The sequence below is a fragment of the Candidatus Marimicrobium litorale genome (assembly GCF_026262645.1).
Lineage (GTDB): Bacteria > Pseudomonadota > Gammaproteobacteria > Pseudomonadales > Halieaceae > Marimicrobium > Marimicrobium litorale.
This window is the reverse complement of the sequence record NZ_SHNO01000001.1, coordinates 3,167,398-3,189,108: the sequence shown is the minus strand read 5'-3', so window position 1 is coordinate 3,189,108 and position 21,711 is coordinate 3,167,398. Positions and strand designations below refer to the sequence as shown.

The 21,711-nt window shown below is 53.4% G+C and carries 19 protein-coding genes; 8 read left to right on the top strand and 11 right to left on the bottom strand.

Annotated features, from left to right (window positions below):
* Positions 1 to 49: 49 nt before the first annotated feature.
* The 4 genes from EYC82_RS14470 to EYC82_RS14455 all read right to left on the bottom strand — a co-directional run bounded on the left by EYC82_RS14470 (position 50) and on the right by EYC82_RS14455 (position 6,291).
* Entirely contained in the window at positions 50 to 961 is a 912-nt protein-coding gene (locus tag EYC82_RS14470; protein WP_279250252.1) for a phytanoyl-CoA dioxygenase family protein, read from the bottom strand.
* A gap of 86 nt (positions 962 to 1,047) precedes the next feature.
* On the bottom strand, positions 1,048 to 2,454 hold the full coding sequence (locus EYC82_RS14465; RefSeq protein WP_279250251.1) for a WS/DGAT/MGAT family O-acyltransferase: 1,407 nt from the start codon (positions 2,452 to 2,454) through the stop codon (positions 1,048 to 1,050).
* Between the two features lie 11 nt (positions 2,455 to 2,465).
* Positions 2,466 to 4,529, bottom strand: coding sequence for an SDR family oxidoreductase (locus EYC82_RS14460; protein ID WP_279250250.1), 2,064 nt, complete (start codon positions 4,527 to 4,529; stop codon positions 2,466 to 2,468).
* An 880-nt stretch (positions 4,530 to 5,409) separates the two neighbouring features.
* Positions 5,410 to 6,291, bottom strand: a complete 882-nt coding sequence (locus tag EYC82_RS14455) for a TIGR03619 family F420-dependent LLM class oxidoreductase (protein ID WP_279250249.1) — start codon at positions 6,289 to 6,291, stop codon at positions 5,410 to 5,412.
* A 238-nt stretch (positions 6,292 to 6,529) separates the two neighbouring features.
* On the opposite strand from EYC82_RS14455, the gene EYC82_RS14450 reads away from it, so the two are divergent.
* The 3 genes from EYC82_RS14450 to EYC82_RS14440 all read left to right on the top strand — a co-directional run bounded on the left by EYC82_RS14450 (position 6,530) and on the right by EYC82_RS14440 (position 8,663).
* Complete coding sequence (locus tag EYC82_RS14450) at positions 6,530 to 7,414, top strand: SDR family NAD(P)-dependent oxidoreductase (RefSeq protein WP_279250248.1); 885 nt, start codon at positions 6,530 to 6,532, stop codon at positions 7,412 to 7,414.
* A 90-nt stretch (positions 7,415 to 7,504) separates the two neighbouring features.
* The gene (locus tag EYC82_RS14445) at positions 7,505 to 8,323 is read left to right on the top strand and encodes a CmcJ/NvfI family oxidoreductase (protein WP_279250247.1); all 819 of its coding nucleotides are present in this window, start codon (positions 7,505 to 7,507) and stop codon (positions 8,321 to 8,323) included.
* A 136-nt stretch (positions 8,324 to 8,459) separates the two neighbouring features.
* Positions 8,460 to 8,663, top strand: a complete 204-nt coding sequence (locus EYC82_RS14440; RefSeq protein WP_279250246.1) for a hypothetical protein — start codon at positions 8,460 to 8,462, stop codon at positions 8,661 to 8,663.
* 344 nt (positions 8,664 to 9,007) lie between these two features.
* Here EYC82_RS14440 and EYC82_RS14435 read toward each other — a convergent pair whose 3' ends face one another.
* The 3 genes from EYC82_RS14435 to EYC82_RS14425 form a co-directional block, all read right to left on the bottom strand.
* Entirely contained in the window at positions 9,008 to 10,195 is a 1,188-nt protein-coding gene (locus tag EYC82_RS14435) for an iron-containing alcohol dehydrogenase (RefSeq protein WP_279250245.1), read from the bottom strand.
* Positions 10,196 to 10,205: 10 nt separating this feature from the next.
* A complete protein-coding gene (locus EYC82_RS14430; RefSeq protein WP_279250244.1) occupies positions 10,206 to 11,579 on the bottom strand; it encodes a glutamine synthetase family protein in 1,374 nt (457 codons plus the stop codon).
* A gap of 131 nt (positions 11,580 to 11,710) precedes the next feature.
* A complete protein-coding gene (locus tag EYC82_RS14425; protein ID WP_279250243.1) occupies positions 11,711 to 12,961 on the bottom strand; it encodes a glycerophosphodiester phosphodiesterase family protein in 1,251 nt (416 codons plus the stop codon).
* Positions 12,962 to 13,528: 567 nt separating this feature from the next.
* Between EYC82_RS14425 and EYC82_RS14420 the strand changes: the two genes are divergently transcribed.
* The 3 genes from EYC82_RS14420 (at position 13,529) to EYC82_RS14410 (ending at position 15,581) form a co-directional block, all read left to right on the top strand.
* The gene (locus EYC82_RS14420) at positions 13,529 to 13,738 is read left to right on the top strand and encodes a cold-shock protein (RefSeq protein WP_279250242.1); all 210 of its coding nucleotides are present in this window, start codon (positions 13,529 to 13,531) and stop codon (positions 13,736 to 13,738) included.
* A gap of 68 nt (positions 13,739 to 13,806) precedes the next feature.
* A complete protein-coding gene (locus EYC82_RS14415; RefSeq protein ID WP_279250241.1) occupies positions 13,807 to 14,277 on the top strand; it encodes an FKBP-type peptidyl-prolyl cis-trans isomerase in 471 nt (156 codons plus the stop codon).
* A gap of 116 nt (positions 14,278 to 14,393) precedes the next feature.
* Positions 14,394 to 15,581, top strand: coding sequence for an alpha/beta hydrolase family protein (locus tag EYC82_RS14410; protein WP_279250240.1), 1,188 nt, complete (start codon positions 14,394 to 14,396; stop codon positions 15,579 to 15,581).
* 151 nt (positions 15,582 to 15,732) lie between these two features.
* On the opposite strand, the gene EYC82_RS14405 is transcribed toward EYC82_RS14410, so the two are convergent.
* A complete protein-coding gene (locus tag EYC82_RS14405) occupies positions 15,733 to 15,897 on the bottom strand; it encodes a hypothetical protein (protein WP_279250239.1) in 165 nt (54 codons plus the stop codon).
* Positions 15,898 to 15,969: 72 nt separating this feature from the next.
* Between EYC82_RS14405 and EYC82_RS14400 the strand changes: the two genes are divergently transcribed.
* Together EYC82_RS14400 and EYC82_RS14395 are read left to right on the top strand one after the other, a co-directional pair.
* The gene (locus EYC82_RS14400; protein WP_279250238.1) at positions 15,970 to 16,464 is read left to right on the top strand and encodes a thermonuclease family protein; all 495 of its coding nucleotides are present in this window, start codon (positions 15,970 to 15,972) and stop codon (positions 16,462 to 16,464) included.
* Between the two features lie 283 nt (positions 16,465 to 16,747).
* The gene (locus EYC82_RS14395) at positions 16,748 to 17,722 is read left to right on the top strand and encodes a nucleoside hydrolase (protein ID WP_279250237.1); all 975 of its coding nucleotides are present in this window, start codon (positions 16,748 to 16,750) and stop codon (positions 17,720 to 17,722) included.
* 116 nt (positions 17,723 to 17,838) lie between these two features.
* Here the strand turns inward: EYC82_RS14395 and EYC82_RS14390 are convergent, their stop codons facing one another.
* The 3 genes from EYC82_RS14390 to EYC82_RS14380 form a co-directional block, all read right to left on the bottom strand.
* Positions 17,839 to 20,127 (bottom strand): TonB-dependent receptor, encoded by a 2,289-nt coding sequence (locus tag EYC82_RS14390; protein WP_279250236.1) that lies wholly within the window; start codon positions 20,125 to 20,127, stop codon positions 17,839 to 17,841.
* Positions 20,128 to 20,303: 176 nt separating this feature from the next.
* Positions 20,304 to 20,987 carry a glutathione S-transferase family protein gene (locus EYC82_RS14385; protein ID WP_279250235.1) on the bottom strand — a complete coding sequence of 228 codons (684 nt, stop codon included), beginning with the start codon at positions 20,985 to 20,987 and terminating at the stop codon, positions 20,304 to 20,306.
* Between the two features lie 162 nt (positions 20,988 to 21,149).
* Entirely contained in the window at positions 21,150 to 21,626 is a 477-nt protein-coding gene (locus EYC82_RS14380) for a YaiI/YqxD family protein (protein WP_279250234.1), read from the bottom strand.
* Positions 21,627 to 21,711: the final 85 nt, after the last annotated feature.

The window sequence follows — 21,711 nt, the reverse complement described above, 5'->3', positions numbered from 1 at the left end:
CCAGACAGGTGAAAACATATTTAACGCGTTAGCCAAGCTGACAAACGGCCTACCGGGGCTGCCACACAATAGGGAATATATCGGGAAATGACGCCAGCAAATCTCCGCTTCGGGGCTTGTACCGGTAGAGGCCTTCAGGGTCCGGAACCACCTGACCCAGACGGTGCATATAGCGAATATCATTGCCTGCCCACATAGAGGCATGCGCTCTGCGCGGCTGGGTAGAATGGCAGCCGCCCTCCGCTCCGTGAAGGATGTGCCCATGAAATAGCAGGACATCGCCCGGCTCAAAGTCCCAACCCAAAATGTCGAAGGAATCCTTGTAGGTCGCGATATCGGGCGCTGCGGGCATGGATTTATCACGAAAGGCATTAGCGTAAGACCATGTCTTGTGTGCTTCGACCCCGATCACCGGCTCACCAGCAGCCATAGCCTTTATTGCGCGCTCGGCGCCTTCCGGGTCCTCCTCCAATGGCCGCCCCACCCAACTGTGATAAGTAACATTCCAACGGTGGGAACCTCTCACAACCTCCATACTGATCTCCCTTGGCACAGGGTCGGGGCTGACCCAGGCGCGCACAAGGTCTTGACCCTCAATGTTGTAGTAACAGGTGTCCTGGTGCCAGGGCGTAGGCTCTATCTCGCCGGCAGGCTTGTAAAACATCTGGTCCATGTAGAAACGTACCGGGGAATCCAAAACCCTTCCTACCAATTCGGCTATCGGAGACTCGGCAACAAACCGCGCAAGCGCGGGCGACTGACTCGAAGGAAACTGATCTATTCGCAACGGCCCATCGACGTTACTGGACATACCTCCCGGCTGCCGATTGGCCTGTTCCAGTCCTTCTTCCAAAATATTGAGCCAGCGCTGTGGCAATACGTTCTTCAGCAAAACCGCACCGTCACGGTATAGGCTAGCGATCTCTGATGGTGCTATAGCGCGCAAAGGACTATCGATCATCGATTCAAGGCATCGGCATTATTGTATTTTTTCGCAGCCACAATGAAAGATCCGGTATATCGCCGCGCATTATTTTGTAAAGCGACTCAGCCAAGCTCCAGCATTTCCTGGTATGCCTCCTCCAGGCAGCGGGCATAGAAGGCCGGATCGGGCATCATCTCGCGGCAACTGACACAACCTATACTGACTATACCATTATAGCTAAAGACCACCTGAAACAACCCTAGGCCACTTGCAGCAGGCCCCATGCCATAGAATTGCTGCATTTCACAGCCCATGAAGTAAAGCGGCACAGGAGGACCAGGCACATTGGTGACGACCGTATTAAACATCCTGACCGATTCCGACAAACCCGTCGCCATTAACACCTTGCCCGCCAAGTTGGCGACCGCAGGGCTGATCAAAGCGAGCGTTTCTGCCACTACGTCCTCACCAAGGATCGACAGAAGTTCCTTGGCATCATGCGTGGAGTCGCGAACAAATTCCAAGCGCTCCCGAGCATCCTCGATATGCGAGCCAATCGCTACCCGCATAATGGAAATCTGATTGCCCTCGTCTCGCATGGCAGCTTCGCTGCGCGTCGACTTGGGCATCATCGCCAGGAGGCTGTCGCTTATACCTTCTTCTCGACTAGCGAGATACTTATGCATACCACCACCACAGATAGCGATAATGACATCGTTTACAGTGCACCCCTCGACTCTGTTTTTTACCGCCTTTATCTGCTCCAGAGAAAAGCGCACACCATCAAAAACGCGGTGCGGTGTCACGCCCTGATTGAAGGGACTGTCCGGGGCCACCTGCATGGAACGATGACCGCCCTGAAGCCATTGCCGCGCGTCCACCCAGCGGCCCGCAAAGTTTCGCATATAGCGGGCGTATTTGCCCGGCATGCGCGTGGACTGTATCAAGCCGTTCACGTACATCGCCAGATCTGAAGGCATGCTACCAGCCTGCCACCCGTCATAGCGTGACGTTGCAGGAATGTCATAATCCGGACCCAACTCATGCGTCGCAGCCAGCAACTCTGCGCCGGACACCCCGTCAATGGCGGAATGATGAACCTTGTGTAAAAGAGCAAAACTATTGGGCGCGATTCCGTCAATACTATCGAGCCCCTCGATAACATAGACCTCCCATAAAGGTTTATTGAGGTCCAGGGGACGCGAAAACAGTCGGGCCGCAAGTATGGTTAGCTGTCGCCAGTCCCGCGGTTCTGGCAGCGCGATATGTCGAATATGAAACTCGATATCAAATTCCGGGTCTTCAATCCAATAGGGATTGCCCAGATTGAATGGCACGTTGACCCTGCGCCGGCGGAACACTTTGGCCCGGTCCAGACGCGAGCGATAATAGGCGAGTATGTCGGTGAAACGCAGAAAGCCGCCCGGGGCTTTAGACTGATCATATATACTCAAACTGCCGATATGCATTGGCGTATTACGTGTGTCCAGATTCAAAAACAGGGCATCAATGTCTGAAAGTGGCTGCATTGTATCTCCCATTACCAGTGAACCCCCGGCAAAACCTGCGCGAACAGTTGCCGAGCGATATCTCTCGGCGAACGCGCCCCGATTGCTTCCTCTCCCTCTGCGCCCGCCGCTGCCGCACTGTCTGGAAACAAATGATACGCCTGGTTGAGGACGAATTCGCTCGAATTGGGTGCAAGCGCCTGCGCTACTGCCCCTACCAGCCCCAGACCTGTGGCGACGCGCTTTGGCTTGGCTACAATCGCTTTCATGATGAGAGTAGCCGCCTGCTCGGGCGTCAGGGTGGGAAATGCATCATATAACTTGGTCGGTGCAATCATAGGCGTCTTTACCAAGGGCATATTGATAGTGGTGAACTGCACCTTGCGGTGGGCAAACTCCGCAGCGGCACACCAACTGAACGCATCGAGAGCCGCTTTGGATGCTACGTATGCAGAAAACCTTGGCGGACTGGCCAGCACTCCGATTGAAGATATATTAATAACCTGACCCCGGCCACGCTGCAACATGCCGGGGGTAAACCCCAGTATCAGCTTAAGTGAACCAAAATAGTTCAACTGCATGGTGCGCTCAAAATCATGATAACGATCAAACGAAGACTCAACGGAGCGGCGTATGGAGCGCCCCGCATTGTTGATAAGGATATCCACACGGCCATGCTCTAACAGCACACGTTCCACCAAATGATCGCAATCCACTCCATCAGCCAGGTCGCAGCGATAGCTGTAAGCCTTACCCGCAGAGTCCGCAATCTGTTTCTCGGTATCCTGCAGCTTCTCTACCGTGCGAGCGACTAACAGAACGATCGCGCCAGCATTGGCAAGCTTTAACGCCGCCTCATGCCCAATGCCGGAGGTAGCGCCTGTTACCATCACGACCTGCCCTCTTACCGCTTTCATGAGGGCCTCGCTATCCTGCCCTTGCAGTGAGCGGGCAGCCATTGCCCTGAACGCGCTAACTACCTGCATGCTGTGCGCAGGCGCAGGTGGCTCGTCGATATCGTTCAGCCAATAGTCCCACAGCGCCCCCGCATACTGTTCGAACTCGGGACACACAATTCCCGCCGGATCCAGAATTGCTCGCGTCGCGGTACTGTCGAAATGAGTGGGGTAGGTCATGAATTTCATTGCCTCCCCCGGAATTCCTGCCTGTTCCATCAAGCGGCGGGTAGCGGTCTCTACGCCCGGCACTCGGCCCAATACCTTCCCGGCGCGCCCCAGCACCGCTGCAGAGCCCTCACCCGGAATCACGGTCAAACCCGGCCCGCCCGCAGTTCGCAGCAAGATTTGAATCAGCTCGCCAACAGCGAGCTCCTGCTCCTGCGTCAGGTAATAACACCCGCCATCGAGGCCTTCCTCGTGGGCGAGATAGTCCATGGCCTCTACCACATAGTCCACAGGCACAATATTGAGCTTGCCGCCTGCGAATACCAGGCTGCGCATCCACGAGGGTAATGAATCACCCAGTGCCTTGATGATGGGAAAGAAAAAGTACGGGCCGTCGATCTTGTCAATTTCACCGGTGTAGGAATCCCCCACCACAATACCGGGACGATATATGCGATAAGCCATATCCTCAATGCCGCGCACAATCACCTCGGCATCGTGCTTGGTACGAAAGTAGGGATTATCCCGATCGCCAGCCTCCTCCAGCATCTCCTCAGTGAAACTTCCCTGGTACAGGCCAGCGGCAGCAATACTGCTCACATGGTGAAAACAGCCCGCCCCCAGTTTTCGCGCAAGGTCAACGGCCTGCTCTGTTCCGGTAACGTTGCTATCGATTTGCTCTTGAGCGGGAGCGGCGATGTCGTAGATGGCAGCGAGGTGGAAAAAATGGGCTATCCCCAATCCATGCAGTCGTTTAATCGTTGCAGGTGCGACGCCGAGGTTGCGTTTGCGTAGATCGCCCTTCACCACCCGCAACCGCTGCTTGCTGACCCCCATGCGAACTCGCAGAGCCTCTAACTTCGACTCGGAACCGGGTCGGACCAAAACATGCACCGTACCCCCCCGCTCCAGTAGCCTCGGCACCAGAAACCGCCCAATAAAGCCCGTTCCGCCAGTAACAAAGTAATGCATACAAAAATCCCGCCAAGGTGGTAAACATACGCCCTTTCGAGACAGGATAGACGAGGCGCACCGTGCCTAACAACTGTCGCTCTGGGCTCAGTGCGGAGCATACCAAAAAGGGCCGGCTTTGCCTCGCGAATCTAGCGGGGATCTTTGCTAAAAAGCAGCAACCATTTTTCTAAAAACTTGCACGGAGCTAGCGCGCAGTGGGTTTTGCCTTATGCACCGGCCGTCTTCGGATTGTGGGGATGTGGCCCCCGCTGCGTGCGTCGAAAACCGCCAGAAATCACTGCGGTGAGCACAAAGCGGTTACGCTGACGTTATGCTCGCACAGCGTGCTCGCGTCTCTGCGCTATGTCACCAACATGAAGGGACGCAGGGCGTTCGCCAAGACTCCGTGCCAAGGCACTCTCCGCACTGGCTCTCCGCAACACCCCGATAAACTCTGCCTGTCTGTCCGTGCACATCACCCTTGAGCCGAATAGCGCGGATGCAGCGCTGAGTGATCACGGTTATACAAACCACCGTGCCGTCACAATCAACTCGGACAAGCCGGCTACGAGCAAGTCCCCGCCCTCCGTGGAAAGCCGCTGTGCGTTATGAAGGGCTGGGCGCGGTTTTCGGATAAATAAGAGGCACTCTGACCGCCTCGGCGCCTGTCGCCCCAAAAAACACCTCTGATGGCTTACCGGCCGGCGGTGCTGCCACTACGTAAACCCAGCCTGAAATCGTCTCAGAGAAACAGGCTCGCGGAACGCTTCGCTGTTACCGTTCACCTCCACCGGTGCCGCGTAATGACGCGGCGCCGGGCGCACCCCAACCAGAAGAATCGCCGTTAGCGCCAGGCCATGACCGGGGACGCGACCCACACTGCATCAAAAACGGCCCCTCAGGCGCCACGATAGGGCTTGATCACATTTTCCGCGTACCAGTTGATCATCCCTATCTTTTCCTCAAGCGACTGGGTGTCCGGCTTGCCGTCGTAGGGGTTACGAAAGGCAATGATGACTTCGGTGACACCGGCGCGAGTAAGATCATCCAGCCCTTGAGCAGAATACGCAGCTTCGGTCATCGCGTGATATTGAAATTCTCCGGTATCGCGGTTGTACTCTTTCCTGAACTCTTCAATCTGCCCGATCATAGACTGCAGTTCATCCAGGGAAGACCCGGCTGACACCCAGCCATCACCCAACCGCGCCGCCCGACGCAGAGCGGGTTTCGCGTGCCCGCCGACAAGAAGCGGTATATGATGCTCTGGCACTGGGCACAGCTTGAGGGGCGCTATATTGAAGATTTCGCCCTCATAACCAAAGTACTCCCCGCTCATCAAACCACTGATGATTTCCATCATTTCATCCATGCGTTTGCCGCGCTTCTCCCACGGTATCTGACACGCTTCAAAATCCTCAGGCCATGGGCTGATGCCCACGCCAAGAGCGAAACGATCCCCCAACATGACAGCCAGCGAAGACAGCTGCTTGGCTACGATAACCGGCTGTCGAATCGCCAATTTGATGACCGACGTTGTGTAATGCAGCTTCTCGGTTCTGGCAGCGAGGTAGGGTATGGCCACAAACGGCTCGAGGAACGGCACACCATCGAGAAACTCCCGTGTTCCGTCGTCGTTGTAGGGATATACGTCGGACCCTTCCTCGGGATAGCAGATGCTGTCTGGAAAGGTGAAGCCATCGAACCCCGCTTCTTCGGTAGCCAGGGCCAAGGGCAGGTACTGGTCAGGAGCACACATGGTGGCGTGGTAAGTGAACTTCACTATCAAATCCTCCTAGGATATTGGTTAACGGTGTTGTACGCGGCCAACCCGCCTTCAGATTAGCCTACACAGCCACTCTGCGCGGATGAGCTGACATTTTGTCTTATTTCGCCCCCAATGAGGGGCCTATTTGAGTCATAGATAGCGGTTGCTACCCAAATCCGATATCTGCAAGATACGCGTCAGCCGGATTCGGGGCAAGCGGCCATCGTCAGTCAGACACCCCGGGAGAATAACCATGAAACGGATCCTGATTACCGGTGCCAATAAGGGCATCGGCTTTGCTACCGTAGAGGCCGCTCTCGATCATCACGACGATACCGCAATAATTCTTGGCGTAAGGGATATCGAGCGCGGTCAGGCGGCCATTGATACACTCTGTGAACATCATCCGACGCGCGCTTCCCGGCTGGAGCTGCTCCAAGTTGATGTCGCCGACGACCAATCTGTTGTGCGAGCAAGAGACACTCTTGCCACACGCCATGGAACAGACCCCTCTCCCCTATTCGGACTAGTGAATAATGCTGGTATCGGCCTTGGCTCCAACGATATGGAAGCCGTCGTGAATACCAACACGATCGGCGTAAAACGTATTTGTGATGCTTTTATCCCACTCGTTGAGTCAGCGGGGCGCGTTGTCACTATTTCATCCGCATCGGGGCCCAAGTTCGTCAGCCTTTGCTCCGAGAAGATGCGTGTGTTTTTTCAGGACGCTTCGGTCAACTGGGATGAAATCGAAAAGCTACTGCGTTCGGTTGTTTCCCGACCACAGGACGCTCGGCACTTCCAATCGTTAGGGCTGGGAGCGATTAATGCATACGGCCTCAGCAAGGCCTGCGTTAGCCTGTATACGATGCTGCTCGCGCGAGAAAATCCCGACTTGTTTATCAACGCCTGCACGCCCGGCTATATTGAGACCGATTTAACGCGACCGCAGGCTAAAGCGAGTGGCGCCTCACCCGCTGATCTGGGCATGAAGCCACCGGAACATGGCACCGTACCGATACTCTTCTTACTGTTCGGGATGCCGCCGGCTAGCGGCCATTATTATGGCAGCGACGCAAAACGCAGTCCGCTGCACTTTTACAGAGCCCCGGGAGATCCTGAATACCGGGGACCATAGTCTATTTACCGCATAATCTTTTTCACGCTTTTAACGTTTCGGCGATTTTAGCGTCACACCGGAAAACACAATGACCGACGCAGTGTGCCTATGAAAAATATTCCACTCACTATTGAGGTCACGTACCTCGTTTCGGGCGAGAAGCGCCCGGTGTACTTTGCCTCTGAGGCAGGCGCTGATGCCGCACTGAATATCAGCGCGGACTTTGAAAAAAGAAAAATTAACGTTCAGGACGCGCGAGACGTGCGACCCGCTGCGAGCCTCGATCGAGAAAGTTTCGCATTAGCTCGGCATAACACCAATGTTCACACATTCTATGGTCTGGACTTTCAACAGCAGCTCTACGAACAGGAAATATCGGAGCTCGTGATGCAAGCGTCGGGAAGTACCCGTGCATTGGTATTCGACCATACACTCAGGTCTGATTCTGCACAGGTGCGCGCACGTCGAAATACTCGAGAACCCGCTGCCATTATTCACAACGACTACACCGATCAATCCGCCCACCAGCGTGTCGTCGACTTATTAGGGGCTCGACAAGCTAGAGACGTTTTTACCAAACGCTTCGCTATTGTAAACGTGTGGCGCTCAGTAGCAGGCGCAGTACTCAGAAGCCCCATGGCCTGCTGCGACGCAACCACTATTGCGCCGGAGGACCTTGTGGCATCGGAACGACGTGCAAAGGAACGCGTTGGTGAGATCGAACTGGCGACCTGGAATCCAGCACATCGCTGGTACTACTACCCCGAACTCGCCAATAACGAGGCACTACTCATAAAAACCTTCGATTCTTCTACTGCGGGTATCGCTACGAGAACAATTCACACCGCGTTCGATGATCCCTTTTCGCCAGAAACCGCCCCGCCCCGGGAGAGCATTGAATCGCGTCTGCTTGTGTTTTTCGACTAAGCCTCAAACGCATGCCTAAACCCTTTGCTGGTCACCTGATCTATCCGGACTATACTGTCTAGAGCAGCCCTGAAACATGATCCACCCAAGGGCGCTTACCGTAAGTCCTTATATATCTCACCGGAGGGCGGCACCCATGACTTCTTCACTTTTCTACACCGCGCAACTTGGACCATCGGATTTGAAAGATATACAAACGCTGGAGCAGAATCTGGGCGTCACCCTGGTCGCTATGGACTGTGACAGTAGCTCCGAGCCTGCGCAGCTCAATGCAGAGCAGCTTCAGCAATTACAGGCGCTGGAGCAAAAGTCGGGCAAAGTGCTGTTAGCCTACGCCTGACACTGACGCGCCCCCGGCTGCCTTGGTAGCCTGAATACAATCGCTGTGGCGGCCGCTAGCCACCGCAGCCGATTGCTTAGGTCTACCGCCAGTGCAGTGATCCATGGTGGCACCCGTCCACCGTGCACCCACCAGCCTGAGACGGGGGATATTATCCAAGTCTTCAATTTTTCAGGCGCAACAACGACATCGAGCACGTTTTTCACCCGCAACTACGCGCTCTGTGAGGCGCATTCGCGCACCATTGCAGCTCATCTTCCTGTTATCCAGCGACATACTGAACGCCAATACTGACGACCCGGTGACCACGCCACTACGCTGGCGCTGCCGGAAACGGGCGCAAGCTACTGCCGGTGCCGTTCTCGCGTGGTGAGATTGCCAGCATAGGCGTTGCAAAACAACTCCGAGTACTGCGCGGCTGTAAGCTCTAGTGGATTCCCCGCTGCTGCCACGTCTACCGCGGCCAGAGCGCCTATCTCAATAGCTCGGACATCATTCTCTATCACGCCTGCCAAACTGTGAGGGATCCCCACACTCTCTCGCAACTTCATCACCTGCTCGAAGAATGTATCAAAGCCGGGATTAGCCCACCCCTGATAGCGACAGCTGCGCTCCAGCACATCGCAAATTTGACTCCGGTTGACCTGCAGAACATACGGCATAAGAATCGCGTTGAGCAAGCCGTGATGGCTGTCGTAAAGCGCACCGAGAACATGAGCAAGAGCATGCATGGCACCCAAACCCCTCTGGAAAGCTGTCGCACCCATGCAAGACGCAACCAACATCTGGGCACGGGCTTCTATATCACTGCCATCATCGTATGCGCGAGGCAAATAGGTGAACGCCAACCGAATGCCTTCTTGTGCAATACCCTCGGCGAGCGGATGGAATCCGGGAGCGCAAAGCGCCTCCAGGTTATGAGACAGTGCATCCATTCCCGTCGCAGCTGTGAGCGCGGCCGGCAGTGCTGCGCAAAGTCGCGGATCAAGAATCACTCTTGCGGGCATGATGGCAGGGTGAAAGATGACCCGTTTTTTACCCGCCAACTCATCGGTAATCACCGCCGCACGCCCCACTTCAGAACCCGTACCTGCGGTCGTTGGAACGGCCACAACGGGCGCAATCGCGTTCTCGTCGACGCGGTCCAGCCTGCCGTCGGGTTCGGCCAGTTCAAACAGCGGCACCGTCTGCCGCGCAATTAGCCCTATGGCTTTTCCGGCATCCAGTGCTGAGCCTCCGCCAAATGCTATTACGCCATCATGCCCCCCCTGACGAAACGCTTTCGCACCCGTGTCTATTTGTGACCCCGTTGGGTTGCCCTTTATGTCGGAAAAAACCGCAACCTTCAATCCTTCGTCGCGACAGTGCTGAACCGCTTCGGCGACCAGAGGCAGTGCAGCAAGACCGGGATCAGTAACCAACAAAGGCGTCTTTATACCCAGCGCATGACAGCAATGGGGCAAGTCCTTTAGACGACCATATCCAAACAGTATACGGGTGGGATAGTTCCAGTCGGCTGTAACGTTATCCACGGCCGTGCCCCTAGATAATTTCGAAGTATCGCTGGAGTTCCCAATCGGTAACATGCTTGTTGAACTCTCGCTGCTCCCACTCCCGAGTGGTGGCATAGTGCTCGACAAAAGCGTCACCAAACAATTGGCGCGCTACCTGTGACGCTCGCAGTCTCTTACTGGCTTCAGCCAGACTGGTTGGCAGCGCCTGCTCGGGCGGATGCTGCTGCTCATAGGCATTACCTGTTACCGGGTTTGATGGCTCAAGTTTGTTCTCAAGGCCATATAAGCCCGCACCCAGCGCCGCAGCGAGAGCAATATAGGGATTCGCATCCGCCGAACCCAATCTGTACTCAACGCGCTGTGATCTTTCGTTACCCGGTATCACACGCAGAGCGGTGGTTCGATTTTCTACCCCCCACGTTGCATCGGTAGGAGCCCAGAAGCCTGGAACGAGACGGGAATAGCTGTTGACCGTTTGAGCCAGCATAGCCAACAGCTCTGGCATCAACTGTTGCTGGCCCGCGACAAAATGTCGCTGTGCAGCGCTCATCTGATGTTTCTCGCCTGCGTCATGGAATACCGCACGCTGCTGCTCATCGACAAGAGAAATATGGATATGGCCGCTCTGACCGGGGTACTCCGGTGACCATCGTGCCATGAAGGTTGCCATCAACTCATTACGCTGAGCCCACACCTTTAGAAACGTCTTGAACAACGCGGCCTTGTCTGCCGCCCGCTGAGCCCCGTCCACCGCGATTGCGGCCTCCAGTACGCCCGGTCCCGTCTCTGTGTGCAACCCTTCCAGCGGGAAGTCCATCTCTTCGCAAAGACTAAGAATATCGTGATACCACTGGGAATGTACTGAATTTCGCAGTGTGGAATAACCGAAGAAGCCCGGCGTTGCAGGCTGCAGGTTCCTAAACCCCTTCTCCCGCACGCTGTCTGGTGTTTCCCTGAAGAGGAAAAATTCGTATTCGAAGGCTGCCTTGGCCTCGAGACCCTGCTCGGCAGCATACTCCAATACACGACGCAAAATTCCCCGCGGGCATATCCCCTCCGCCTCGTCTCTAAATTCTCCGAGGAAGATCAACATTCCATCTTCATAAGGCAGCTCCCGGCAGGTATCGGCCAACACGCGAACGGGAGCATCGGGATAGCCAGTGTGCCATCCCGTATACTCGACGCCCGGCTGCTCATAAAGCTGATCGTTGCTATCCCAGCCCAACACCACATCACAAAAGCCAAAGCCCTTGTCTAACGCAGAGAAAAATTTTTCGCGGCTCATATACTTGCCGCGCATGACACCGTCTACATCAAAAACACCGAGCTTGACATGCCGTAGTTGGCGTTCCTCTACGATGCGGCGAGCATCCGCCGCAGTCCTAACCTCTGATGCACGCATAACAGCTCCTCCGTTAGATGCAGCCTGATCACCTTAAGTCATGTGGACGTCTAAGTATACGCAACAAGCAGGCGTGAGATGCACAACCCATGCCCACACATATTTCTAAAGAGCGAGGCCACAACGATCGATCATAGTGTTGATTTACAGTTAGCATAAAATGTCGTTGTTGCCGGCCAGTCAGAAAATATTCCGATAACCCCAACCTGCTGAGCAAGCACATCAACTACCGTGAGGATATCACCGTCGTTTCGAATAACATCCCGCACTGTGGAATAGTAGAAGCCGCCACCATCACCAAGAGAACCGGAGCGCTCTGTTGTCCATGCGATCAAATCCAGCCCCGCATTGTTCGCTTCTCGCGCATAGACTGACGGAACAATATGGTCCTGCTCGACGGCCAGCAGCATGAAAAGGGGCGGCGCGAGTATACGGACACCGTCAGAAGCAATTTTCGATAAAGAGGGGTCCATTGCTATAACTGACTCCCGGTTATTCACATCCGTATTGTAACGATCGTCCAGATATACTACCTGCTTGGCGTAACGCGGATAGGCTTTTAACCAGTACAAAATATCGTCGTATGAAAACGACTGTAACCAAACCCGCTCAGCCGCTATGCCTGCGGCCTCCACCTCATTGACCAGTTGTGTCGCGTAATCCTGTAGACTGTACTCACCCTGAAATGGCATCGAAACATGTGGCGACTTCAACTCGGGCGCCACTCCCACATTTAACTCGCGAAACAGTTGCAGGGCCTCTGAAAAAGACAACAAGGTGCCACCACTTTGCCGGGGTAACATGTCACGCAGCGGAGAATTCGTCTCAAGTAACTCATCTTCCTGTCGCAAATTAGAGTTGGCGTTACGCGATACTCCCTTGAGGCTCTTGAATTCTTGTAGTGTAATGTCACTTGTACAACACTGCGCTTCCAAATCAACACCATTCACTCGCTGTCCGGGTGGCTGCACACACTTTTCCACGAGAGCCGTTTCGAGAATGTTGGTAGTGTTGTGCAGGTCACACTGGTCGTGTCGGCAGACTAATTCCCTGTCGCGAGTAAAGGTTACATCGCACTCCAGAATCCCGGCGCCCATAGCTGCGGCCGCGCGATAGGACTCGGCTGTATGCTCAGGGAAAAGCAATGGTGCACCTCGGTGTCCTATAGAAAAGCTGGCGGGAGAAAATACTTTGTCTGTTCGAAGGCAAGCCTGCAGTTCAGTTTTCAACGGTCCCACCGCTAGCTGGTGCACCAGTTGCTGCGGCCGCAACCCCAACTGCACAGCACCTACTCGCGCGCGCGCTTCATCAAGGGCCGCTAATGGGGATATTACTGGCCAAGAGAGCAAGACTAGCGTCATCACCGATCTATGTATCGACATATTCTCCTGCCCCTTCAAGCCAATAATCTGCGAATCCCTCGGCAGCGTGTTATTTCAGCCGTTACCAAAATGGAAGTCTAGCCGCCCGTCTTTCCCAACCTCTAATATACCTACCTCATATTTTATTGGCGTAACCTCTGCGCCCCAAGGATCGCGAAGCGATAGAAAACTCTGATTTTAGCGTTGTTCTTCGGACATCTATTACGCGGAAACGTGCGATACGTAGCATTGTTGGTGGTATCTGACAGTCTCGCTCCTGAACAGGGGTGGGTGCAACGATTCGTACAGGCTCGTTCAGCCGTCCTGACAATCGGACCCGAATGAGCAAACGATGAGGGAGCCCGGGCAGGTTCAGATATGCCATAGGGGAATAAGAAACCCTTATATCGATTCATTGACTCCGTGCACGGGGGCTATATACTGCGCGTGCCTGATGGCTCTTCTATTTGTGTTCTGCAATTACGTTCACCTCATTCGATCCTCTTTCTGTTTTTCATGAGTATTCGCCGTCATCACGCACACTATACCCAAGTGGTACAACTCATCTATGTTAGACAGGAAAGATCAATGAGCAAATCAACAGGCACCGTTAAATGGTTCGATGAAGGCAAAGGTTTTGGTTTTATCGAGCAGGAATCTGGCCCGGACGTATTCGCGCACTTCAGCGCTATTCAAGGAGACGGTTTCAAGACTCTTCTGGAAGGTCAGAAAGTCGAATTTGACGTAACCGCCGGTAAGAAAGGTCCGCAGGCTGAAAACATCTCTGTTGTCGCCTAAATCCTGAATTCAGCCAAGGCGGCCTTTGGGCCGCCTATTTTAAAGATAGAAATACCGGAGATTCAGGAATGTCGCTTTCTATTGATGACAACACTGTTGCCTCAATTCACTACACGCTCACGAACAATGAGGGAGAAACGCTGGACAGCTCCCAGGGGAACGACCCTCTGATCTATCTCCACGGCGCAGGCAATCTTATTCCCGGACTGGAGAAAGAACTCAAGGGAAAAAGCGCTGGCCATTCGATGCAAGTGAAAGTCGCTCCCGAAGAGGGCTATGGTCTTGTGCACGACGGCCTGATTGACATAGTACCCAAGGCAGCATTCCAAGGCGTCGATACCATTGAACCGGGCATGGCATTCGAAGCACAGGGCGAAGATGGACAAAGTCGGCGTATCACTGTAACAGCGATCAATGGAGACGACGTTACCGTCGACGCCAATCACCCACTGGCCGGTGTCGAGCTCCACTTCGATGTTGAAATCGTCGAAGTACGCAACGCGACCGAGGAAGAAATTGCTCACGGTCACGCTCACTGAGACGACAAAATTCTGGCCGCCATTGTCACTCGGGATCCCCCCCGCTACACTTCACCCATCCTCGCCCGGTTGCCTAAGACAGCCATGAGCTAATTCAGGACAGGTGGTAAACAATAATGATTAGCGGCACTAGCGCTCCCCTGCACATCACTCTGACCTTTATATTATTCAGCACGATTGCGGCGTGCAGCGATAGTTCAGACGGTGTCAGCCTCGGTGTTCAGTTAAGCGCAGACGCACCCGATGCGCTTGGTTCGTTCGGCGTAGGCCATAGCACATTCACGGCAATTGATACCTTGCGGGACAACCGCTCGCTCGCAATAGACGTATGGTATCCGGTTGACGCTCCTGATCGACAAGATTCACCCTTAACCATTTACGCGCTGGCGCCCGGAATCGGGCTCGATTCAACCATAGCGGTAGACAATTTGCCGGTATCGGCAAGAACCAGTCAGAATCTACTCATTTACTCCCACGGCCTCGGTGGCATCAGTACCGCCTCAGTTCGCCTGATGGAGACCTTGGCAAGCCACGGTTTCATAATCATCTCACCGGAACACACAGGGAACTCACAAAATTCCAATACTCAGTCATTTGATGAGGCCGCAAGAAGCCGTGTTCCTGACGTATCCTTCCTGATCGATACCATGGTGCAACGCAGTCAGGTAGAAGGCGATATGTTCCACCGCCGAATCGATGCCGACAATATCGGTGTACTTGGTCATTCATTCGGCGGCATGACTGCATTGGGCATGGCAGCCGGATGGGCGGGCGCATCGCCGGATGAACGCGTAAGGGCAATCGTGCCCATATCCGCGGTCATCAGGGCGCAGTTACAGAAAGATGATCGAAGCGGCGAGCCCAACGCTGGCTTTAGCAAACAGCAACTCGAACAAATTACTGTTCCCACTCTTTTGATTGGAGGCACGCAAGACGTCGACGTATTCATTGAAAATAATACTATTGCGTTCATGGAAATCATCAATTCACCGTTTACTTACCAACTGAATCTGCGCGGGGCCAATCACAATCACTTTATAGCTGTTTGTGATATCGGCAACTTGCTCATCAATTTGGGTATCAATCAGGATAGCTGGGGCGCGATTGGCGCTGAGGGTTTACTGGAACCCTACGCATCAACCTGCTCACCGCAGGCTTTCCCGATCGAGGAAGTTGACCGGCTACTAAATCTTTATGCCGTGGCATTCTTCCGTCGACACCTGCAAGAGGATACGCGATATGACCTCTGGCTATCCGCAGATTTTGCGGAAAACGAAACCAATGCGACATTGTCTGTAAAATAGCAATAAGACGCACATCGCGGCCTGCCGCGGCTCAAACGTATTGCATCAATGCGCCAATCGATTGCAACACACTCTCAAAAAAAAGACGGTGGAGGCAGAGGTCGCCAACTTTTATTATTGCTGCATAAGTGCAAGAGAAAAACCAACTTGATTAGGCAAAAGCTATGGATACCGTCGTCGCCACGACAGTCTTCGCCATGCAGACATCTGCACCGGGAATGGCAACAACCGTCTTGATGCTGCTTGGTGCGTGCACACTGATATCCTTAACAACGTGCAGCGACTGTGAAAACGACAACACGGAGTCGTAACTCACAGAATCTTGGTGTTTATCCCCTCCGTTGAGGCCTCAATACATTAATTGACTGCAGTGCTCTATACTTGGCAAATGGCTATTTTTCAGAACACGTTTTTTTTTCGCGCTATTTTAGTAACAGGCCTATGCCTTGCGACACCTGCGCTGGGGTATGAAATATCGAGCTACGCGGGCGTTAATGACGACGGCACATTGCGTATCAAAGGCAAGACAATAAGACTTTTCGGTATCCATATACCTGAGACAACTCGGACCTGCTCTCCAAACCGCATACCTCGAGTTTGCGGTTCGCGCGCGTCCGTAGCGCTGGATTTCAAAATAGAGGGCTTTGTCAGTTGTGCGCTACTCGAGCGTCACAAGGACAGCACCTACACGGGTCAGTGTCGAGTGAACGTGTCTGCTTTTGAGGAGGGTGATGACCTCAGCGCCTATTTGCTGCAAAAAGGCTGGGCAGTAGCGTTACCTGGTGCGCCTTTTGAATATCACACTCTGGAGAAAATAGCCCGTTCACGCAGTTTTGGCGTGTGGGGTATGCCGGTAGACAACGTGATCAATCGCCGCCGTTAGTCAAGCTGACACCAGAGAGATAAAAAAATCACTCGGCCACCCGTGTACTTAACGTTGTCGCGTCTTTCGTTATAACTAGCCAGTCCGGACGCAGCGCCGTCGCCAACGGGTTGATCGTGCGCAGAATAATTCACTCACCTGTGCCTCGCTCCTGCTGCGTGTCCTCAGCTTCTGTAAGAGCTGCAAACAACGGCCTGTATCGCTTTTTCTTTAGACGATGCACCGTTTCTATGCGCCTTCAAGCGTGATAACTTGTAACCAAATAGATTAGATACGGAATATTTTGCGCCTCCTCATAGATACTGACCCTGCCATGGGCACTCTTGGGGGCGACCCTGAGGACAGCTTTGCCATTATGCTCGCCGTGAACTCCCCCGATGTGAACGTAGAGGGGATCACTATCGTGCAAGGCAACGTACCAGCAGAAAAGGGATACTCGAACGCAAGTCATCTACTCACTCTGCTGGATCGCAAGGATATTCCGCTGAGACGAGGCTGCCTCAGACCTCTCAATCTCGAAAGAGCTGTTCAGGTGAGGTGGCTAGAGCAACGTTACTCCGCAATACAAATTACCGAGATGTTAGACCCACAGGGCGCAGACGCAGATGCTGTCGGGTTCATGGTGGATTTGGTGCTGTCAAATCCGGAAGAAATCACTTTACTTACTATCGGGCCACTAACTAACGTTGCTACGGCGATCGTCCAAAGCGCGGGTTTTGCTGCAGCGGTCAAAAATATTGTCATGATGGGCGGCACGGCAGCTTGTGCCGGTAACATATCACCCGCAGCAGAATTCAACTTCTGGCAGGATCCCGAAGCGGCCGATATCGTCTTCAACAGCGGCGCACCACTCACAATGGTAGGGCTGGACGTCTGTCACCAAACCCACCTGTATCCCAAAGACGTCGATGAGGCAGCAAAGGGTGGCACAGCGCTTGGACAATTTGTCAAAGAAGCGACTGCGCCCTGGTTTCAGGTCATGTCTGGCGCGGGAGGCAGCGATGCACTGCATCTTTACGATAGCCTGGCTGCTGCCGCCGTCATGGAGCCAGATATCATTACGACAGAAGACTCACACGTAGCGATAGAGACCGGTAATGGGCCCGCACAGGGCATGAGCGTGTCCCACCACAAGGCGTTTCAGCGAATCGTATTCCAAAAGCCAAATATAAATGCCAGGGTGGCCACGGGGGTAAATATCGAGCGGTTCAACAGTCTTTTTCAGGAGAGGGTGCTAAACCGTATTGCAGGAAAATGATGCGGAACGTGAGTGAGTTCGACACGTTAGTAGATTCCAGGTTCTGCTGGCCTTTGCAATCCTTGTCCTGATCGCCGCATAACTGCAGTCTGATATTCGCTGAAAGTCTTTCTTCGCTAGTTTTGAGCCCACGTGTAAGTCAGCTCAAGGCCGTAGGTCAATGGCTGACGATAGGCAGAAAACGTCAGATTATTGGCAATATTGAGCGCCGTACTGGTAGCGTCCTCATCGGTCAGGTTACGCCCGAAAATACTGAAGCGCCAGTCCTGCCACTCGTAGTTGACCGAGGCATCGAGAATACCGAAGCCATCGACATGCCCTTCTTCCAGGTTGAGGAATTCGGTTTCGAAATCGTCCCTGTAGAAATATGTGCCCTGTACGCTGGCAACTCCCGGCCCCCACTGCCACTCATACACGGAGTTTATGCTGTAGTTGTAATCAGGTGTACGTCGCAACTTCAAGTTCGATACATCTTGCGGATTTGCAACACCGTCCTGAGTCAAATCAGCGATGAAGTCGTCGTATTGTGCATCGAGCAAACCTACGTTCACGCGCAAAGTCCAACCCTCCAGCGGCAGAGCTAACAAATCCATTTCAAGGCCGTTAATGTCAGCTTCAGATGCGTTCAGCGTGATCGTTTCCTGACTGATGGGGGGAGGCACAGAGATAACAATATCTTCCTGTTTGTCCTCATACTTCTGCAGAAAGCCCGCCAAATTGAGCTGCAGGCGATTATCAAGCCACGTAGACTTCATACCCAGCTCCCAGCTCTTCAAGGTCTCCGGATCGTAGGTCTGCGTGGCACTCTCCAGCGTGTTAGCACGACCATTCATGCCGCCACTACGATAACCCTCCGAGTACGTGAGATAGACCATGCGATCATCCGTCCACTGATATCGTAGGCTGGCCTTGGGAGTGAATTTCGACCAGTCATCCTTGGTGGGATTATCGTATGTGTTAAATCCACCAACGTTCACCGGCACTTCACTGCCAAAGGGCAAAAATGTCTCCGTTCTGCGTTTGAATTCTTTATCGTCGTGGCTATAGCGCCCCCCCAGCGTCAGCGTCCAGCGGTCGATAAACTCCCAATCAACTTCTGCAAATCCGGCCCAGGCTTTTGTTTCGTGATCTGTGAAGGCATCGCCACGAGTATTCGTAGGATTGAAGAATTCTTCTGTCAGGGAAATTCTGAATAGGTGATAACTACTTTGGTCGAGTTGATAGTCCGATTTCCAAAGATAGCCGCCAACTACGTATTCAATATCTTCGCCAACATCGCCGTTCAAGCGCAGTTCGTTGCTGGTTTGCTGGTAGTCCTGCTGCCGGCGTACGTGAAAGTAATCGAGATCGGTACCATCGTAATCCTGATTAAGCTCTTCATCTGACTCAATGCGACCAAATATATAAGTCAGTCGGGCTGTTTCCGTAACGTTCCATGCGGCCTCAAAGGTGTGCGAGTTGACGTTATAGTATGCATCCAACGGAAAGTTAGTATTGCTCTTGTGCCGATCGCCGGTCTGCGGTGTACGCGGATTAATCTGGCACTGATTAAAACGTACACAAAGGTCGTCGCCCGCGAAACCGCTAGCGGGATCGGCTGGACGCGACACATTAAACACTGGCCCTGCCTCGCTATTGTCGTCCTGCCGTTGATAAATGTATTCCAGCGTCAGGTTATCGTTCGGATGTGCGAGGAGATTAGCGGACCACGACTTATAATCTACTTTGGCCTCATCTTTGCCGTTAAACTCGTTTTCGTTATAGCCGTCATTCTGCTTACGGTTGGCATACGTGAGCTTTCCGGCCAGCTTTTCCTCCCAAAGCGGAAAATTAAATACGCCGTCAAACTCCTTGCTATCGTAGTTGCCATAGCGACCTCTTGTTTTTAGCCCGAACTCGCCGGTTGGGTTGGTGCGAATGATATTGATAACGCCGCCAACGGTGTTTCGACCAAACAGGGTTCCCTGTGGCCCGCGGAGCACTTCGATACGCTCCATGTCAAAAATTTTCAACTCGGCCCCTGAATTGGTGCCCAGAAATATACCATCGAGCACGACGCCAACGGTCGGCTCAAAACTGCGTTCCAGATCCTGAAAGTTAATGCCTCGCAGGGAAATAGCCGCCGCCTGAGGCGAAGCAGAAATATGATCGATAATCAGATTGGGGGACATGCTGGCGATATCCCGCAAATCCCTAAAATTTCCGTTGGAGATCTGAGTTGCGTTAAGAGCACTCACCGCGATAGGAATATTTTGCAGATTTTCTTCTCGCTTACGCGCGGTAACCAGCACTTCCTCGAGCGCCAGTGGTATCTCTACATCATCCGCAGATGCGGGCACATTAACAAAGAAAAAAAACGAAAAAAGCGGTATCGCAACAGGCAAAAGGCGGGGGTTCAGCGACATGGCAGCGCGTCCTCTCATAGCCAAACGTGTCAGTCGTGCGCCCTGGATGTTAATTCTTAAAGAGAGCGCCTACCAACAGCGTATTATTTTTTTACAGCTCGAGTTAACAGATTATCACTTAACGCCCTTAGTGGTCGATACCGGCGTAACCGCCCACCATCGATCGCCCGGCAAGCTTACTTATCGGAGACGCTACTTCGGGCCATATACTGAGTGATATAAGCATGAAATTCCGGCTCATTGGCAATACGGTCTGCTTCTATAGCCCGCGCGATATCAGATTCGCGCATATTCCGATTCCATTCACGCATACCGGGAATTTCAGCCAGAATATCCCAATCCATTATTTTCGAGCCGATTCCCTGCACAACCGCGTTACAGTAATGCACGTAAACGTCGGCGAGCGTGAATTGATCTCCCGCTATGTGCGGCGTAAAGCCAGTTAGTTGTTTCATTGCCTCAATTCCCCTGCTTGCCACATGCTTCACATCCGCAAGCACAGCGTCTGGCGCCGGCATACCTGAAAAGGCATAAGGAATAAGGCGACGGCTTGGAAGCTCCAAATAAAGCTCCATCACTTTCATGATTTGCCGAACATGGGCTCGCGCCTCGGCACCGAAAGGATACAGAGGCTTATCGAGATAAACCTCTTCGAGGTAATCACAGATCACCACCGTCTCGGACAAGTGATTCCCGCTTTCCGTCGTCAAGGCGGGGACCTTGCCAACAGGGCTAATCGATAACCACTCTTCAGTGCCGCCATAAACAAGGTGTTCCTCGTGGGGGACCTCCTTATATTGCAGCACATACTTGACCACGTTGTAATAATTGCTGGAGGAAAATCCGTGCAGGGTGACCATAAAATCTATTCCGATTTTGGGGGTATGTCATCACTATAAGTGAAATTTATCCACAATGGGGCGTCTATACAATGATGAGAATTGCTTACTATTGACAACCCGCATGTCCGTTATCGCACGCCCACTTCTCGCTGTGAAAGGTAGATCGAATTTGTCGCAAAATCACTTACTCCTTGATCTCCCGACACACCCAGCCAAATACTGATCGAGGCCGTTGGCAAATGCCTGCCGCTCACGCTGCCCCAGTGCTGGTGGGCCGCCTGTCATTTCACCACTGGAACGCATCGTGTCCATGAAATCGCGCATATTAAGCCGCTGACGAACATTATCACGGGTGTACTTCTCACCTCTGGAGGTAATGACGTGTGCGCCCTTCTCTATGAGTTCTGCCGCTAGCGGTATGTCAGAGGTAATCACCAGATCGTTCGCTTTGACGTGCTGTACGATAAAGTTGTCGGCCATATCAAACCCCTGCTCGACCTGTATGCACTGAATCAGCGGTGACTTCGGCACAGGCAGAGCGTGATTCGCCACCAGGATGAGCTGAATTTCTACTCGCTGTGCAGCCCGGAACAGGATTTCCCGGATCACCTTGGGGCAGGCATCGGCGTCAACCCAGATGGCGTTGTAATCAGACATATCTTGCAATTATCGCGCCATCTTTCGGCTATTGTACAGGCAAAAGCAACGGAAGCCGGTTGCGGAAAACCGCCCGCAGCCATTG

Coding starts and splice junctions, on each gene's coding strand:
- EYC82_RS14470 (WP_279250252.1), bottom strand. CDS start 961: ATGATCGATAGTCCTTTGCGCGCTATAGCACCATCAGAGATCGCTAGC.
- EYC82_RS14465 (WP_279250251.1), bottom strand. CDS start 2,454: ATGCAGCCACTTTCAGACATTGATGCCCTGTTTTTGAATCTGGACACA.
- EYC82_RS14460 (WP_279250250.1), bottom strand. CDS start 4,529: ATGCATTACTTTGTTACTGGCGGAACGGGCTTTATTGGGCGGTTTCTG.
- EYC82_RS14450 (WP_279250248.1), top strand. CDS start 6,530: ATGAAACGGATCCTGATTACCGGTGCCAATAAGGGCATCGGCTTTGCT.
- EYC82_RS14445 (WP_279250247.1), top strand. CDS start 7,505: ATGAAAAATATTCCACTCACTATTGAGGTCACGTACCTCGTTTCGGGC.
- EYC82_RS14440 (WP_279250246.1), top strand. CDS start 8,460: ATGACTTCTTCACTTTTCTACACCGCGCAACTTGGACCATCGGATTTG.
- EYC82_RS14430 (WP_279250244.1), bottom strand. CDS start 11,579: ATGCGTGCATCAGAGGTTAGGACTGCGGCGGATGCTCGCCGCATCGTA.
- EYC82_RS14425 (WP_279250243.1), bottom strand. CDS start 12,961: ATGTCGATACATAGATCGGTGATGACGCTAGTCTTGCTCTCTTGGCCA.
- EYC82_RS14420 (WP_279250242.1), top strand. CDS start 13,529: ATGAGCAAATCAACAGGCACCGTTAAATGGTTCGATGAAGGCAAAGGT.
- EYC82_RS14415 (WP_279250241.1), top strand. CDS start 13,807: ATGTCGCTTTCTATTGATGACAACACTGTTGCCTCAATTCACTACACG.
- EYC82_RS14410 (WP_279250240.1), top strand. CDS start 14,394: ATGATTAGCGGCACTAGCGCTCCCCTGCACATCACTCTGACCTTTATA.
- EYC82_RS14400 (WP_279250238.1), top strand. CDS start 15,970: ATGGCTATTTTTCAGAACACGTTTTTTTTTCGCGCTATTTTAGTAACA.
- EYC82_RS14390 (WP_279250236.1), bottom strand. CDS start 20,127: ATGTCGCTGAACCCCCGCCTTTTGCCTGTTGCGATACCGCTTTTTTCG.
- EYC82_RS14385 (WP_279250235.1), bottom strand. CDS start 20,987: ATGGTCACCCTGCACGGATTTTCCTCCAGCAATTATTACAACGTGGTC.
- EYC82_RS14380 (WP_279250234.1), bottom strand. CDS start 21,626: ATGTCTGATTACAACGCCATCTGGGTTGACGCCGATGCCTGCCCCAAG.